Origin of the sequence: Lujinxingia vulgaris, assembly GCF_007997005.1 — a bacterium.
GTDB lineage: Bacteria > Myxococcota_A > Bradymonadia > Bradymonadales > Bradymonadaceae > Lujinxingia.
Genome location: NZ_VOSL01000014.1, coordinates 95,269 through 111,106 on the forward strand (window position 1 = coordinate 95,269; position 15,838 = coordinate 111,106).

Consider the following 15,838-nt stretch of genomic DNA (forward strand, 5'->3'; position numbering starts at 1 on the left):
TTCAGTCTATAGAGGAGAACGCAGGCGGATGTAAAGAGAGGTATGTTCGCCTCCTATGCCTGCACCTCAGGCCCACGCCAGGCGATCGCGTCAACCCGCAGCACATCCCCCCTTCGCCCGCCCTATCGCGTCCCCCGGCCCCCGGCCTCAGTTCTTCTTATCGTAATCTTTGAGCTTGTTGCGGATCGTGCGCGTGCTCACCCCCAGCTCCTGGGCGGCGCGGGAGCGGTTGCCCTCAAAGCGCTCCAGGGTGCGCTCAATGATGACGCGGCGCACATCGGTCAGCGGCATATCCCCGGCCCGAAACTGCACGGTGTGGGCGTCCTCATTGCCCGACGCGCGTCGTGTCTCGTGGGCGACCTCGGGTGCGGCATCGGCCTCAAAGATCAGATGCTCGGTGGTGATGCAGGCGGCGGTGCTGGCCAGGATCAGCGCCCGCTCCACGATGTTGATCAACTCCCGCACATTGCCCGGGTAGCGGTAGCTGGCGAGCTGCTCAAGCGCCTGCGGGCTGAACTCACGAGGCTCAAGATCCAGGCGCTCGGCCAGCGTCCCGGCATAATGACGCGCCAGCGGCAGAATATCGGCCGGGCGCTCGCGCAAGGGCGGGATCTCCAGCGGAAAGACGTTGAGGCGAAAATAAAGATCCTGGCGAAACTGCCCCGCGCTTACATGCTCGGCCAGGTTGCGGTTGGTCGTGGCGATGATACGCGCGTCGTTGGGAATGGGACGCGTGCCCCCCACGCGCAAGACCTGCCGCTCCTGAAGCACGCGCAAGAGCTTGGCCTGCAGCTCCAGCGGAAGCTCCGAGACCTCATCGAGCAGGAGCGTGCCGCCGTGCGCCCGCTCAAAGGCGCCGGCGTGCTGACCGGTCGCCCCGCTGAACGCCCCCTTCTCATGGCCGAAGAGCTCACTCTCAATGAGCGAGGCGCTCAGCGCCGCGCAGTTGATCGCCACCATCGGACCGCGCGCCACCCGGGAGTTGAGGTGAATAAAGCGCGCGAGCACCTCTTTGCCCACGCCTGTCTCCCCGTGAATCAGCACCGTTGAGGGCGTGCGCGCCACCGTCTCCGCCAGCGCAAAGAGCTTACGGCTGGCGTCATCCTGCGCCAGCGCGTCGATGCCCTCTCGCCCTTCCTTCATCGACGATGTCTCTCGTTCCGACTTTGCCAAAACCCTCTCCCTGAGCGCGCGACGCACTCCCTGGGGCAACGTACGTGGTCATTCGATCACCTCAGCGCATGATCCGGAATTTCCTTCCGCGAGGCAACGATCCCGCCCGGAAAAGTTTTCCGCGCGCTCCTTTTGGGCCGAGTTCAGACCCTTTCATCCTCGTTGTAGCACGAAAAACAAAAGACCATAAAACCCTTATTTACCAACAAGTTATGACAAAACATGTTTGTGACATCGACTTTTTTTCAGCCCGGGCACGCCCCTTGCTGAAGGGTGGTCATGCGACGCCGTACCGACGAGTCGGAGCCGCTTTCCCCCCTGCCCCCTCCCGGGGCTGACCTCATAAGGAGACGACCATGACCATCCGACACATCTTCACTCGACGCACCCTGGGCATGACGACAGCAGCGGCGCTGCTGCTGATCTCCCCGGCGGCCTTCGCCGACAACGTGGGCTCCATGGACGCCTCGGTCACCCTGCAGGCACCGCTGAGCGTGGCCGTCGACACCCAGCTCTCCTTCGGCACGCTGGCCATCCCGGTGGCCAACAGCGCCACGCTGGTGATGACCGCCAACGGTGAGACCGTCGACGACGCCGGCGTGGGCGACGGCGCGATCTACCGCAACGACGCGGTCTTCGGTCAGATCACCATCACCGGTGAGGCCGACACCAGCGTCTCGATCTCTACCCCGGCCAGCCTGGAGCTGGCCAGCGGCGTCAACATCACCTCGTTTAACCTGAGCAACGCCAGCCCCACCCTGGCGCTGGGTACGGCCACCGTTAAAGTCGGCGGCACGCTGGTGGTCGACAGCACCGCTCAGGTTGGCAGCCCCTCGCAGAGCTTCGACATCACCGTCGAATACCAGTGAGGCCGGGCCTGCGCGCGGCCGTCCCTCTCTCCCACGGCCGCGCGCAGGCGTCATCACCCCGACTTCTTCCCCCCTGTCGCACCACCTCAACTCCCGGAGCAGCCCATGACCCGATCGTGGCGAAGATGGATGGCCTCAATGGTGCTCGTCGCCGGCATCGGCTGGAGCAGCGTGGCCAGCGCTCAGAGCATCTCGATCTCACCGACCCGTGTGGTCTTGGAGGGGCGCGAGCGCAGCGCGGAGCTGACCCTGGTGAACCAGTCCGAGCAGACGCTGACCTACCGCGTGCTTTTTCGGCGCCTGGCGATGAGCCCCGCCGGCCAGTTTGAAGAACTTCCCCCTGAGGCTGCCGGAAAGTTCGTCGACGCCTTTGTGCGCTACTCTCCCCGCCAGGTCACGCTGGGCCCCGGGGAGACGCAGACGGTGCGCCTGATGGTGCGCGCGCCGGCCTCTTTAGGCGATGGCGAGTACCGCTCCCACCTGACCTTTCAGGCGTTGCCCACCGCCGCCGAGCCCCCGCAGCCCGAGAGCAGCGAGGCGGTCGAGGTGGCCCTGAAGATGCGCATGAGCGTGAGCCTGCCGGTGATCTACCGCCGCGGCGAGCTCGGCGCGGAGCTGAAGTCGCCCGACCTTCAGATCACGCACCACCAGGGGCGGCCCACCGCCATCATGAACCTCCAGCGCAGCGGCGAGCGCTCGGTCTACGGTGACTACGAGCTCTATTACGCGCGCCGGCCCGGCATGCCCGCCGAGCTCGTCGGCGCGGTGCGCGGGGTGGCCTTCTACGCCCCCGGCCAGGAGCGCGTGCTGCACGTCCCCTTAAACGACGCCTCGGTGAGCGCGACCGGCCAGTGGAGCCTTCGTTTTATCGAGCGCGACGGCGACCGGCGCGCGCCGGCTCAGACCGTCGCCATTGAGCGTGTTCGCCACTCTGGCGAGCGCTGAACACGGTGAGGGGCCATGGAATCACACGCGCGACATGGCCGTGGAGCCAGCCCGGCGGGCCGACGCGCGTGGTCGTGGATCACCCTCTTCAGCCTGACCTCGATCCTCATCAGCCCGCTCGCCAGCGCACAGTCCGCGCTGGAGCCCGCCGCCTCCATCGAGAGCGCCTCGTATGGCGAGGCCTTTGAGGCCGAGAAGGAGTGGCTGGTCGTCGAGCTCTTCCTCGACGACCATCATTTGAGCGAGGCCTTCCTCATCATCTGGGACGCCGCCTCCAACCGCGCCTTCGTGCCGGTGAGCCACCTGAGCGAACTTCTGGAACTTGCCATTCACGCCGACCTCCCGTCGGCGCGCGTGGAGGGTTGGATCATGGATCCCGCTCGCACCGTCGCCATCGATCTTTTACGCGGCCGGGGCGAAGCCTCCGGGCGCGCGGTGGCCTTGAGCAGCGACGACTGGATCGCCCAGCCCGACGATCTTTATCTGGCCGCCGACCTCGTCGCGCGCTGGCTCCCGGTCACGCTTACGACCGACTTACAACGACTTCGCCTGCAGGTTGAGGCGCGCGAACCTCTGCCGATTCACCGCCGCCTGGAGCGCGAGAGACGCCTGGCGCGCATGCGCGCCGTCCAGGGCTGGGACGGCGCCCCGCATTACGAGGTGCTCGAGGCGCCCTACCGCATCATCGGCGCCCCGGTGATGGATCTTTTTTTAAGCGGCACCCTGCGCGCCGCCACCTCGGAGCCCGGTAGCACCACCGTGCCCCAGTCCAACACCTACAGCGTGCGCGGCGCCGGCGATCTGCTCTGGATGCAGGGCAGTTGGTCGCTGAGCGGAACGCCAAACGCCCCCCTGAGCGCAGCGCGCCTCAACCTCTCGCGCCGAGACCCGGCCGGTCGACTGCTGGGCGCGCTGGGCGCCACCCGCGTGGAAGTGGGTGATGTGCACGCCAGCGCCATCCCGCTGGTGACCACCGGACGCGCCGGGCGCGGCGCAAGCCTCTCCACCGCCCCGCTGACCCGGGCGCAAACCTTCGACCGCACCTCCCTGCGTGGCCAGCTCGACCCGGGCTGGGAGGTGGAGCTCTACCGCAACGGCGCTTTTTTGGGCACACAGCGCGAAGCCCGCGGCCGCTTTGAGTTCGGCGACGTCCCGCTGGTCTACGGCTGGAACGAGCTGCGCCTGGTCTTCTTTGGCCCCTACGGTCAGGAGCGCGAGGAGATCGAGCGCATCTTCATCGGCTCCGAGATGGTCCCCACCGGTGAGGGCCAGCTCGATCTTCAGGTGGTTGAGGCCGGCACCCCGCTGATGGTGACCAGCCCGGACTTCCAGAACACCACCGGCGGGCTGCGTGCGTCGGCGAGCTATGAGTTCGGCATCAACTCCGGGCTCTCGGTGCTCGGCCGTGCCAGCACCGCGTCGCTCTACGGCGACGAGCAACGAAGTTACCTCAGCGCGGGCACCCGCGCCGGGCTGGGCTCCTGGTATGTGGGCGGCGAAGTCGTCGCCGACCTGGGCCACGGCGCCGCCGGCATCCTGCAGTTTCAGACCCGCAAGCTCGGCCTGAACCTCTCGGGCTACCACCTGCGCACCGCTGGCGACTTTCGCTCCACCGCGCTCGGCTACGGCGGCGCTTCGCGCCGCTCCGAGACCAGTCTGCGCCTCGACGGCGCGCTCAAGCTCGGCGCCCACATCCCCTACCAGCTGCAGTGGCTGCGTCGCGACCAGCGCAACGATCTTCAGCAGCATCGCGTCAGCGCGCGCTACGGACTGCGCATCTTCGGCGCGCAGCTCTCGCACACCCACCAGCTCAACCTGATGCAGGGCGCGCTGCAATCGCTCAACGCCCGCGCCTCATTGCGACGCCGCATCGGCGACTGGAGCCCGCACCTGAGCGCGGACTACCGCGTGGTGCCCGCCCCGCGCCTGCGCATGGTGCAGGCCGGTCTCGACCGCAAACTCACCCGGACCCTGCGCGCTTTTGCCACCCTCGATCTTCGCAACCTGGTCGATCTTCAGCTCGGCGTGCGCGCCGGCATCCAGGGCGAGGTGGGCGGAGTGCGCTGGGGCCTCAACGGCGGCTGGGGCCAGCGCGGCGGCTGGGCGCTGGGCGCAAGCCTGGCCATGGGCCTGGGCCCCGACCCGGTCGACGGCGGCCTGATGGTCTCCACCCCCGACCTGACCACCCGCGGCCAGGTCCTCGCCGAGATCTTCCGCGACGCCAACGGCAACGGCCAGCGCGACCCCGGAGAAGATCCCATCGAAGGCGCTCGCGTCCAGGGCTTTGGCAGGCGCACCTACCCGGCCCGGACCAACGCCGCAGGGCGCCTGCGCGTGGCCGGCCCCCCCTCGACCTACACCGAGCTCCGGCTGGACACCTCCAGCCTCAACGACCCCTTCGCCCTCTCCACCGTCCAGGGCCGCAGCGTCATCACCCGCCCCGGTGCCCCGGCCCGCCTGATGCTCCCGGTGGTCATCGCTGGCGAGGTCGACGGCACGCTCTACGTCGAACGCGACGGCCAACATCTACCTCTGCCCGGCGGCTGCGTCACGCTGCGCCCCCGCCAGCAACCCGGTCGCCCCACGGCCGAAGCGGTGGAGGCTCGCACCGCCTACGACGGCTTCTTCTACTTCCCGCATGTCCCGCCCGGCAGCTACGAGCTGGGAGTGTGCCGCCCGAAATCCCCCGACTCAACCCTGGTTCGCCCCGCCCCGCAGCCGGTCTATGTCGGCCTGGACGGCACCGTGATCACCGGCCGCCAGATCGTCATCCGCGCCCCCGCCCCGCGCCGTGAGCTGACACGACCGGGGGTCGGCATCGCCGCCACCCTCCCCGACCTTAACGAAGGCCCGACCGACACCCGCGCGCAGAACCGCCTGGCGGTGGAGGCGGAGCGCCGCGCCGCGCTACGTGCCCGCGCCGCCCGCAGCAACTTCCAGGTGCGCATCGATGGCGAGCCCACCGTGCAAGCGCCCTGACCGCCTTCTCGCTGGCGCGCACATCAGAGGCCGATCCCCGCATAAACAGCGAACCTTGTCCCTCCCAGGGTCGGACATCCCGCGCTCACTCGGTGCCTCACTGCCCACCTGCGGCGCACGAAAAAGCCCCGCACCTCCGAGGAGGTGCGGGGCCAATGCGCTCACGAGCGCAGCGCTGCTTTAGAAGGGCTTAGCAGCCCTTCTCAGCACGGCGACGACGCACACCCAGCGCGCCCAACGCCGCCAGAACCCAGAGCATGCTGCCCGGCGTCGAACCGGTCGAGGAGCATCCCCCGCCCGAGAGCGACTCCCAGCTTCCGGGGAAGCTGTTGGGATCGGTGGGATCGGTGCCCTGCTCGACCTCTTCACCGTCGTCGTAGCCATCATCGTCGGTGTCGGGGTTCTCCGGATCGGTGCCCAGATCATCTTCTTCGTCGTTGGTCAGACCATCGTCGTCGATGTCGTCATCGCAGGCGTCGCCGATGCCGTCGCCGTCGATATCGGACTGATCGGCGTTCTCCACCAGCGGGCAGTTGTCGTCCTCGTTCTCCACCTCATCGCCATCAATATCACCATCGCAGGCGTCGCCGATGTCATCTTCGTCGAGGTCGGCCTGGTCGGCGTTCTCCAACAGCGGGCAGTTGTCCTCGTCATTGTTCACACCGTCGCCGTCAATATCCTCACTGCAGGCGTCGCCCACACCGTCATTATCACTGTCGAGCTGATCGGCGTTCTCCACCAGGCGGCAGTTGTCCTCGCCGTCGTCCACGCCGTCACCGTCGCTATCTGGCGAGCGGTAGTCGGGGGTGCCGTCGTTGTCGGTGTCGATCGCCGGCGTCGACAGATCGGCATCGCCGGCTTCATCGACATCGGGGATGCCGTCGCCGTCACTGTCTTCGTCGAGGGCGTCGATCACCTCATCGTCATCGGTGTCGATGGGGTTCTCCAGATCGTCACCCACCTCGTCACCGTCGGAGATGCCGTCCTCGTCGCTGTCGGCCGTGGTCGGGTCCAGTCCGACCGAGACTTCCCAGGTGTCCGGAAGACCATCATCATCTTCATCAAGGAAGGTGGTGGTCAGCGTGATCGTGCGCTCATCGCTGAGTTCGCCATCCGTCACCGAGATCACCACCTCGTAGCTGCCGGCCTCGTCCCAGGTCGGCGACCACATCAGCTCGCCGGTGGTCTCATCCAGGAGCGCGCCCTCGGGAAGATCTTCGGCGCCGTAGGTCAGCGGGGCGCTGTCCACGTCTTCGCCCAGAAGCACAATCTCCAGCAGCTCGCCCTCGACCACGTCAAACTCCGCGCCATCTTCGGGCGTGGGCTCCACAAAGAAGGGCGCGTCATTGACCGGGCTCACCGTGATCGTCACCGTCGCCGGCGCAGAGTCCAGCGCGCCGTCGTTGGCCACATAGGTGAAGCTGTCGGTGCCGAAGAAGTTCGCATCCGGCGTGTAGGTGAAGGAGCCGTCGGCGTTGAGCGTGAGCTGGCCATGGGTCGGCCCGCTGTCCAGCACCGCGCTGAGCGCGTCGTTGTCCGCGTCGCTGTCGTTGTCCAGAACACCCGGCGCCGTAACGGTCAGCGGCGAGTCTTCGACCACTGTGTGGGCATCATCTTCGGCCACCGGCACGTCGTTAATGGCGTTGACCGTCAGGGTGACCGTCGCCTCATCGGACTCATCCTCGGCGTCAAAGGCCACATACGTGAAGCTGTCGGTGCCCGAGAAGTTCGCATCCGGGGTGTAGATAAACGATCCATCGGCGTTGAGCGTGAGCTGGCCGTTTTGAACATCGTCGATCAGAAGCGCGCCCAGCACGTCGCCTTCCACGTCACTGTCGTTGGCCAGAACGCCGTCTTCGGCGGTGACGCTCAGCGTCGTATCTTCATCAAGCGCGTAGGCATCATCTTCGGCCACCGGCGCATCGTTGACCGGGTTGACCGTGATCGTCACCGTGGCCGGCGCCGAGTCGAACTCACCGTCGTTAGCCTGGTAGGTGAAGCTGTCGGTGCCGAAGAAGTTCGCATCCGGCGTGTAGGTGAAGGAGCCATCGGTGTTGAGCGTGAGCTGGCCGTTGGCCGGCCCGCTGACCAGCACCGCGCTCATCGCTTCGCCGTCGGGATCGTTGTCATTCTCCAGAACACCCGGGGCCGCGACCTCCAGAAGTGAATCTTCGTCGACCTCGTACGCATCAGCGGCACTCATCGGCGCATCGCGCGCCGCGCAGAACCCGTTGCTACCTTCGTCGCACAAAAAGGTCTGAAAGTTCTCGACCCACTGCCCGGCGTTGCTGCTGGTGGTATAGTTCACATCCATCACCACGATGATCCGGCCGCGCTGCGCGACCAGGTCATTCGACGTCCACGCTGCGGCCACCGGCACACCCCCGGCACCGCTGATCATCACGTTGGCCCCATCCACGTTGTTCATGCCCCCGGGCCCGCCCGGCGAGAAGGTCGCCAGGGTGTTGGGCGTGGTCGTCACCCCGGCCGGAGCCAGCGGGTTCACAACATAGGGTGTGCCGATATCGCCCCGATCCCCTACCTGCACCGATTCACCGGTCAGGGTGTTGAGCAGCGCTTCGACCGAATCGTTGTTCGCCTCACAGCAGGGGCGCTCCCCGGTGAGGTAGAGGCCACCGCCGCGCTCCACAAAGGCCTGGAGCGCCGGACGATCGGCCGCCGGCAAGGCATCCACTGCGTAAAAGGACCAGATCGAGTCGTAGTCATCCAGACTCGCGGGCAGCGTGGCCACGTTGGTCACGGTATGCCCCTGATTCGTCAACTGAGCCGCTACAGCGTTACGCGTGGAGACGTAGTCGCCAAAAAGCAACACCTCATCGGCCGACGCCACCGCGGGCATCGCCATCAACGCCGCCAACCCGACGGCTCCTGTCCAACATCGACTCCACTTCATCGCATCACTCCTCATCTTAGATGACAGAACATCGCTTCACACGTCACACAACCCTTGCTGAATGCTCCCCTTGTACGGACATCTCCGCGATATCGCAAAAAGAAGACGCATCACCCCTCGCATAGCTCCTCTCAACGCACGCGCACCTCCCGGCGCTCTCCGTCGACCTCCACGCTCATAAGATGGGCATCGTCGGGAAGTTCGCGCAAAAGCACCTCAAAACGCTCCTCGTGGGAGAAGCGCACCAGCGGGGCGAGCCCACGCTGAAGCACCTGGCCAGCCTCATTGAGAAAACGCACCTGCGCGACCTCGCCGGTGGTGGGGTTGGCCTCATAACGCGGCGCTCCGACTGTGGCTTCGTCACTGCGACTCCAGCTCAGGGGCGCATAGAACCCCGGCGGCAGCACGCGTTGGTTCGTGGCGACCTGCTGCACCGCGCTCATGCGCTCAAAGAGCCCGCGGTAGGTGTAATCGGAGATCCACCACGGGTCGCAATAGCCCATAAAATCGGCCGCATCATCGGGGGCAATGAGCGCGTCAGTGCGCCTGTCCCAACCCCACACGCCCACATCACCGCCGGCGTGGGGGTAGCTGTTGTCGTCGCTCCACCAGCTCACCCCGCAGGGCGCGTGGCCGCGCCCGTGCATATGCCCCAGCTCGTGGATCAGCGTGCCCACCCAGCGCGCCCCCGAATAACCCAGCCCCGCGCCCACCCGATAGGTGTTCGCCGTGGCGCTGCTCACCGTATAGCTCTGGCCCGTCGTGCAGGAGCTTCCGCAATAGGCCTCGAAGGTCGCCGCCGGCTGAATCAGGCCGTAGTAATACGCCTCATCCTCCCCGTCGGACATCTTTAAGTCGCGCAGCGCCTGGGTGAAGTCCCCCCAGCGCACCGACCCGCTCCAGCTGTAGGGCTCGCGCACTTCCAGACGCAGGCTGTGCATCGGGTAGAGCGCGCGCAGCGAGCTCTCGATCAGCGCGAGCTGCGCCGGCGAGGTGTCCGGCAGGCGCCCGGAGCCATCGGTGTCAAAACGCATGGGCACGAGCACCAGGTGCAGCTCCCCGCTCTCCTCGGTCGCCCCGGTCGACCAGAGCGTGCCATCGGCGGGCCAGCGCGCCAGAAGTTCGCCCCCGGCGCCATCTTCAACCAGACGAAGTCGCAGCGCCCCGCCCTCCTCGACCTCCTCGCCGGGAAGTTCAAACTCAAAGGCCGAGCCGCGATCGCCGGGTTGGGAGTCGGCGCTGACCCTCTTCACGACATCGTGAAGCGTCTGCGAGCCACCGGCCCCGACTACGATCAGCTCAGTGCGCACCGAGCTCGCGCTCCAGCCCGCCGGCACATCGACCGAGACCCGCACCAGGGTGTCGCGACCGGCGATGATCGGGGTCGGATCGAAGTTCGCCGCCCCATCCAGCCAGGGGGTTTTGGCGACGGTCTGAAAGATCTCCACCGTGTCGATCTGCACGGAGATCGGCGCCGGATCGGGATCCTCGCCCACATCGACCGGGTCGCCGCCGGCATCATGCTGATTCTCCGCGTCGGGCTCCTCGCTGTCCGGCTCATCCGCATCCGGGGGCTGGCTATCGCCGCCATCCATCGGATCTTCGGCGGCGTCGCTCGCGTCGTCGCCGAGGTCGGGCTCAAGGGGCGCATCGGGGAGGTCCGTATCGCCGTCACCCTCCACATCCGCCGACACATCGGGGCGATCCGGCACCTCGCGCACATCTTCGGAAACCGGGGCGATGTCTTCGCCGCAGCCGACCGCTGCGCCGGGGGCGCACACGGCAAGCCCCAGGGCCATCAGGCAGCGAAGTGCCGGGAGGGGATGAGAGAGGAGGGAACGAGGGCTCGCGGGCATCAAAACCTCGGTGTGGGCCACTCTCCCGAGCCTCGGCGCGTCGCCGCGACGCGCGGGTTGGCGAAGATCGCAGACGCGCCGGAGGTCGCGTTTCGACCCGAAGTCGCGGACTCGCCGGAGGTCGCGTTTCGACCCGAGGTCGCGCGTAGCACCGCGTGGCGCGTGCAGCGGGGAGGTGGGGCGTGGCGTGTGTAAACAACCTACAAAGAGTTACACAGATCCGCCTCGGATTGCACGCCCCTCTCAGATGCCCCCCCTCTATGGGGGATACTCGGCACGCGATACCACGCCGGCTGGCCCGACCACGAGTTAAAGCATCGCGTACCGAAGCGCCAAAGGGTGTACGTTTTAAAAGACATGTGCCCGGGCGCTCCCCCTGGGCCGAACCTCCCGGCTAGCCCACTGAAACATCGCGTTCTGACAAACTCCCTGACCCGGCCCCTCAGCTCCAGTCGCCCTCGATGGTGCCATCGAAGCGCTTTTTGAGCCCCTTCCAGCAGTCGATGTAGTTCTTCTGCATCGTCTCCAGCCCGGCCGCGTAGTCGGTCAGGTGCTGGGGCAGACGCGTCTCCCACATAAAGGCCATCGTCCCTTCGAGCTTCTGGGGCTTGAGCTCGGCGCGCGACGCCTTCTCAAAGGCGTCGGTGTCCGGCCCGTGCGGCAGCATCATGTTGTGCAGGCTCATCCCGCCGGGCAGAAAGCCCTCTTCTTTGGCGTCGTATTGCCCGTAGATCAGCCCCATAAACTCCGACATGATGTTGCGGTGGTACCAGGGCGGCCGGAAGGTATCTTCGCCCACAAGCCAGCGATCCGAGAAGATCACAAAGTCGATGTTCGCCGTGCCCGCCTCCCCCGAGGGGCTGGTGAGCACGGTAAAGATCGAGGGGTCGGGGTGATCAAAGAGGATCGCGCCGATCGGCGAATAGTCGCGAAGATCGTATTTATAAGGCGCGTAGTTCCCGTGCCAGGCCACCACGTCGAGCGGGCTATGCCCGATCGTCGTCACATAATGCCGCCCGCACCATTTGATATGAATCTCAGAGGGGCGCTCCACATCCTCAAAGTAGGCCACCGGGTATTTAAAATCGCGGGCGTTGGCCATGCAGTTCGCGCCGATGGGGCCGCGCTCCGGGAGCGTGAATTTGCCGCCGTAGTTCTCGCAGAGGTAGCCGCGCACAGGCCCGTCGATCAGCTCAAAGCGAAAGACCATCCCGCGCGGGATCACCGCCAGCTCACCGGGCTCCACCTCCAGCACGCCCATCTCAGTGACCAGGCGAATCGCGCCCTCCTGGGGCAAGAACATCAGCTCGCCATCGGCGTTGATCACATAGTCATCCTCCGAGCTTCGGTTGACCAGGTAGAGGTGCGCCGACATGCCCGTCTGACCCACCACGTCGCCGGCGGTCGAGATGGTGCGCACGCCGTCGACAAAGCCGGTGGGCTCCCGGGGGATCGCCACCGGATCCCAGCGCCGCTGCCCGATCGGAAGCCCCCCGCCCTCGGTCGTCGGCGCGCTCAGCCAGTGCTTAACCTCCACCGGCTCATACTCGCCCATATGCCGCACCGAGGGCCGGATGCGATAGAGCCAGCTGCGCTCATTGGCGCTGCGCGGCGCGGTAAACGGCGAGCCGGAGAGCTGCTCGGCATACAGCCCGTAGGGCGCGCGCTGCGGTGAGTTGCGCCCCCGGGGCAGCGCCCCGTCGAGCGCTTCAGTCTCAAAGTCGTTGCCAAACCCGGTCATGTACTCAAGCGTCATAGCGTCTCTCCTGCCAGTGTCTGCACACCACGGCTGAATCAATGGGTACGATGCGTTTCGCCCTTTTTGGATAACGCGCCGGCCGCACAGTGGCAACGCTGCGAAGGTCGCAACGACGATGTGCCGCAGCAGATCCGCCAGGGTTATCCGACCCTCGGTCGTACTTCACCCGCATAAACGCTCGACCTTGTCCGACCCTCGGTCGTGCACCTTCCCCGACTTTGCACCGCTCCCACCGACGCGCTACACCTGAACGTCTCGCTGCTCCTTCATGCTCACCTTCCCCTCACCGGAGCCCGCTTATGTCTTCAATCGCCCCCACCGTCCTCGACGCCCTGGAGGTTGTCGGCCTCTATGTCGTGGTTCCCATGGCCGAGCTCTCCACTGCAGTGCCTGCGGCCAACCGCGAACTTCTCTCGCGCTACGAGAGCATCGAAGGACGCTGCGGCCGCCATCTTCTCGATGTCTCTCTGAAGGTCGAAGAGGGCATCTACACCCAGTTTGTCGGCGTGGAAGTTCACCCCGACGCCCCCACCCCCGAAGGGCTGGAGCGACTTCGGCTGCCGCGCCAGCGCTGGCTTCACCTCACCCACCGCGCGCCGGTCACCGAGATCGGCACGAGCTTTGGCGCGATGCGCGCGTTTGGCGAAGCGCAGCGCCTGCCCACCGAGCACGTCTTTCTGGAGTTTCATCCCCTCCAGGGCGACGGCCCCGTCGAGCTTTACGTGCGCCTGGCGCCGCAGCCCTAAAAGAGCCCGGACTGCCCCGGGCTCCCCCCTCCCTCCCTCGCAGCTCAGGGGGTCGAGCCCACCACCACCCCCGTTCGGGGCGTTGCCAGCCGCCCCGAACAGAGCGCAAGCTTTTGGTGCGAACCCTCGCTACCTTCCCCCTGCTAAGCTGCCTTACTTCTTCAGACTTTTCCGCGCGCCGCCGCGCTTCATCCCCCGAGATGCAGCTCTAGTCTGAGCGGGATTTGATCCTACTTGTAAAGTTATCTTAAGCTCCACCTGCCGGCCGTGGTCGGTCTCTCCCCTCCCGCTCCTCCCCCGCCCCCCCTCGGAGCTCCTCATCATGACCAGGCTCTGCGTCCCGCCCGACGATGCGCCCCGCATCCCCCTGCTCTTCTCACCACCGGTGAGCTTCTTTACGCCGCCCGAGCTGCGCGAGGCCACGACCTATGAGGCCTACCAACACCGCGTCGCCGCGCTGCTGGGGCTGGGGTTGTGGATCTGGGCGCCGGTCTTCGCGCTGCTCTACATCACCCTCTTTGACATCGTTTTGCTCTTCGCCGAGTTGATGATCGCCGGGGTGATCGGGCTCTTTACCATCTGGCGGATGCGCAAAACCCGCGACGAGGTCTGGCTCGCTCACCAGACCTGCGCGGTGCTCAGCGCGGTGCTTTTTGTGCTCACTCTGCACACCGGCGGGATCTTCTCCCCGGTGCTCTTCTGGCTGCTGCTCGTTCCGGTGGTCTCCATCACCATCGCCGGCCCCTCCCGCGCGATCTGGTTCTGGATGGCGGTCTCCATCGCGATCTTGCTGGTCTTCTACCTGGAGTGGATCCCCGAGTGGCCTCTGCTCACCATCAACAACCATCGCCTGATCCTGTTTCTCTCGATGCTCGGACTGCTCCTGGCCACGATGATGATGTTCGGGGCGCGCTACCAGATCGAGCGCTGGCTGATGGAACGCAACGCCCAGAGCCAGAGCCGCCTCCAGGAGTTGCACGTCCAGACGGAGCAGATCGCCCGCGCCACGATGATCGAGATCATGGAGCGCACCCCTCAGGGCGTGCTGCTGCTCGACGAGCAGGGGACGCCCATCTACGCCAACGCCAGCTTCCGGGAGCTCAGCGCCTATACCGATGAAAACCTGCCGGCCCACCACGCCTCGACCCTCTTGAGCGCTCCGGATGGCTCTCCTTTGCCCGGTCTTCTCAGCGGGCAGAGCCAGAACATCCCCGCCCAGCTGCGCGTGGCCAGCGGGGAGCAGCTCGCCATCAAGCTGAGCATCTTCACCACCACCTTCGACCAGCAGGAGGTGCGTGTGCTGCTCATCACCGATCTCTCCCAGGAGCATGAGCTGCAGAGCCGCATCGCCCAGATGGATCGCATGATCACCGCCGGCACTCTGGCCGCCGGCGTCGCCCACGAGATCAACAACCCCCTGGCCTACGTCGCCTCCAACGTCGAATACCTGCTCGAAAAGGTGGCCGAGGGCGACATCGACCGCGACACCCTTCTCACCAGTCTGGAAGACGTCCACTACGGCACCCGCCGCGTGCGCAAGATCGTCGACGATCTGCGCGACCTCTCCCGCGCCCCCACCGACGATATCTACCCGGTCGACATCGCCACGATCCTGGACTCCACCCTGCTGATGGTCGAGCACCGGGTGCAACAGCGCGCCCGGCTCATCCGCGACATCGACGATCTTCCCTCGGCCATGCTCAATGAGTCCGGGCTCTCCCAGGTGCTGCTCAACCTCTTCGTCAACGCCGTCCAGGCCATTGAGCCCGGCGCCCCGGACCAAAACCAGGTCCGGGTGAGCGCGAAACGCGCCGACAACAACCTCATCATCACGATCGAAGACAGCGGCAAAGGCATCGCCCCCGAGCAGCTGGAGCGCATCTTTGAGCCCTTCTACACCACCAAACCGATCGGGGAAGGCACCGGGCTGGGGCTGTCCATCTGCCGCAAAATCATCGCGGAGATGAACGGCGATATCGAGGTCGAGAGCACGCCGGGCCAGGGCACAACCTTTCAGATCATCATCCCCACGCGCTGGCTGGGCACGGTCACCATCACCACACCGACTCCCGGAACCTTGAAGGCCCAACCCTTCAACCTCACCCCGGAGGTTCGCGAGGATCGCGCTCCGGTTGCACAAAACCCCGCCGCCGAGCCGGTCTCCCGCGCAGGCGCCCCGGCCGACGCCACGACTCCCCACGAGGACGCGCCGGCGCCGGCCGGGGTCTTCCTCATCGACGACAACGCCATGCTCCTGCGCGCGCTCAGACGCCAGCTCAAATCACGCGTCGCGCTGCACACCTTCGAGTCGGCCGCCGAGGCCCTCGACGCCATTGAGGCCGGCGCCGATCCTCGCCTCATCGTCTGCGACCTGGAGATGCCCGCCATCGGCGGCGCGCGCCTCTACCAGCAGCTTCGCGAGGAACACCCCGCGCTGGCCGAACGCATGATCTTTATGACCGGCGGCGCCTACAGCGCCGAGAGCAAACATTTTCTGGAGTCGGGCGACTTCACCGTGCTCTCCAAACCCTTCCCCTCCGCCGAGCTCGAGACGCTCATCGCCCGGGCCACTGCCGCCGTGTAAGCGCCGCCACCCT

General features: G+C 66.3%; 9 protein-coding genes. 5 read left to right on the forward strand and 4 right to left on the reverse strand.

Annotation, left to right across the window (positions count from 1 at the left end):
- Positions 1-147: 147 nt before the first annotated feature.
- Complete coding sequence (locus tag FRC96_RS03275) at positions 148-1,173, reverse strand: sigma-54 interaction domain-containing protein (protein WP_146972660.1); 1,026 nt, start codon at positions 1,171-1,173, stop codon at positions 148-150.
- Positions 1,174-1,529: 356 nt separating this feature from the next.
- On the opposite strand from FRC96_RS03275, the gene FRC96_RS03280 reads away from it, so the two are divergent.
- The 3 genes from FRC96_RS03280 to FRC96_RS03290 all read left to right on the forward strand — a co-directional run bounded on the left by FRC96_RS03280 (position 1,530) and on the right by FRC96_RS03290 (position 5,966).
- Entirely contained in the window at positions 1,530-2,042 is a 513-nt protein-coding gene (locus FRC96_RS03280; RefSeq protein ID WP_146972661.1) for a DUF4402 domain-containing protein, read from the forward strand.
- A gap of 105 nt (positions 2,043-2,147) precedes the next feature.
- Entirely contained in the window at positions 2,148-2,987 is an 840-nt protein-coding gene (locus FRC96_RS03285) for a fimbrial biogenesis chaperone (protein ID WP_146972663.1), read from the forward strand.
- A 15-nt stretch (positions 2,988-3,002) separates the two neighbouring features.
- Positions 3,003-5,966, forward strand: coding sequence for a hypothetical protein (locus tag FRC96_RS03290; protein ID WP_146972665.1), 2,964 nt, complete (start codon positions 3,003-3,005; stop codon positions 5,964-5,966).
- A 190-nt stretch (positions 5,967-6,156) separates the two neighbouring features.
- Here FRC96_RS03290 and FRC96_RS03295 read toward each other — a convergent pair whose 3' ends face one another.
- The 3 genes from FRC96_RS03295 to hmgA all read right to left on the reverse strand — a co-directional run bounded on the left by FRC96_RS03295 (position 6,157) and on the right by hmgA (position 12,492).
- Positions 6,157-8,880 carry a tandem-95 repeat protein gene (locus FRC96_RS03295; protein WP_230469822.1) on the reverse strand — a complete coding sequence of 908 codons (2,724 nt, stop codon included), beginning with the start codon at positions 8,878-8,880 and terminating at the stop codon, positions 6,157-6,159.
- Positions 8,881-9,011: 131 nt separating this feature from the next.
- Complete coding sequence (locus tag FRC96_RS03300; protein ID WP_146972669.1) at positions 9,012-10,736, reverse strand: M66 family metalloprotease; 1,725 nt, start codon at positions 10,734-10,736, stop codon at positions 9,012-9,014.
- 442 nt (positions 10,737-11,178) lie between these two features.
- On the reverse strand, positions 11,179-12,492 hold the full coding sequence (gene hmgA, locus FRC96_RS03305) for a homogentisate 1,2-dioxygenase (protein WP_146972670.1): 1,314 nt from the start codon (positions 12,490-12,492) through the stop codon (positions 11,179-11,181).
- A 302-nt stretch (positions 12,493-12,794) separates the two neighbouring features.
- On the opposite strand from hmgA, the gene FRC96_RS03310 reads away from it, so the two are divergent.
- Together FRC96_RS03310 and FRC96_RS03315 are read left to right on the forward strand one after the other, a co-directional pair.
- A complete protein-coding gene (locus FRC96_RS03310) occupies positions 12,795-13,241 on the forward strand; it encodes a GyrI-like domain-containing protein (RefSeq protein ID WP_146972672.1) in 447 nt (148 codons plus the stop codon).
- A gap of 322 nt (positions 13,242-13,563) precedes the next feature.
- A complete protein-coding gene (locus tag FRC96_RS03315) occupies positions 13,564-15,825 on the forward strand; it encodes an ATP-binding protein (protein WP_146972674.1) in 2,262 nt (753 codons plus the stop codon).
- Positions 15,826-15,838: the final 13 nt, after the last annotated feature.

What these genes read in the sequence shown, in the direction of transcription:
- FRC96_RS03285 (WP_146972663.1), top strand. Translation starts at nt 2,148, where the DNA reads ATGACCCGATCGTGGCGAAGATGGATGGCCTCAATGGTGCTCGTCGCC.
- hmgA (WP_146972670.1), bottom strand. Translation starts at nt 12,492, where the DNA reads ATGACGCTTGAGTACATGACCGGGTTTGGCAACGACTTTGAGACTGAA.
- FRC96_RS03295 (WP_230469822.1), bottom strand. Translation starts at nt 8,880, where the DNA reads ATGAAGTGGAGTCGATGTTGGACAGGAGCCGTCGGGTTGGCGGCGTTG.
- FRC96_RS03280 (WP_146972661.1), top strand. Translation starts at nt 1,530, where the DNA reads ATGACCATCCGACACATCTTCACTCGACGCACCCTGGGCATGACGACA.
- FRC96_RS03310 (WP_146972672.1), top strand. Translation starts at nt 12,795, where the DNA reads ATGTCTTCAATCGCCCCCACCGTCCTCGACGCCCTGGAGGTTGTCGGC.
- FRC96_RS03290 (WP_146972665.1), top strand. Translation starts at nt 3,003, where the DNA reads ATGGAATCACACGCGCGACATGGCCGTGGAGCCAGCCCGGCGGGCCGA.
- FRC96_RS03315 (WP_146972674.1), top strand. Translation starts at nt 13,564, where the DNA reads ATGACCAGGCTCTGCGTCCCGCCCGACGATGCGCCCCGCATCCCCCTG.
- FRC96_RS03300 (WP_146972669.1), bottom strand. Translation starts at nt 10,736, where the DNA reads ATGCCCGCGAGCCCTCGTTCCCTCCTCTCTCATCCCCTCCCGGCACTT.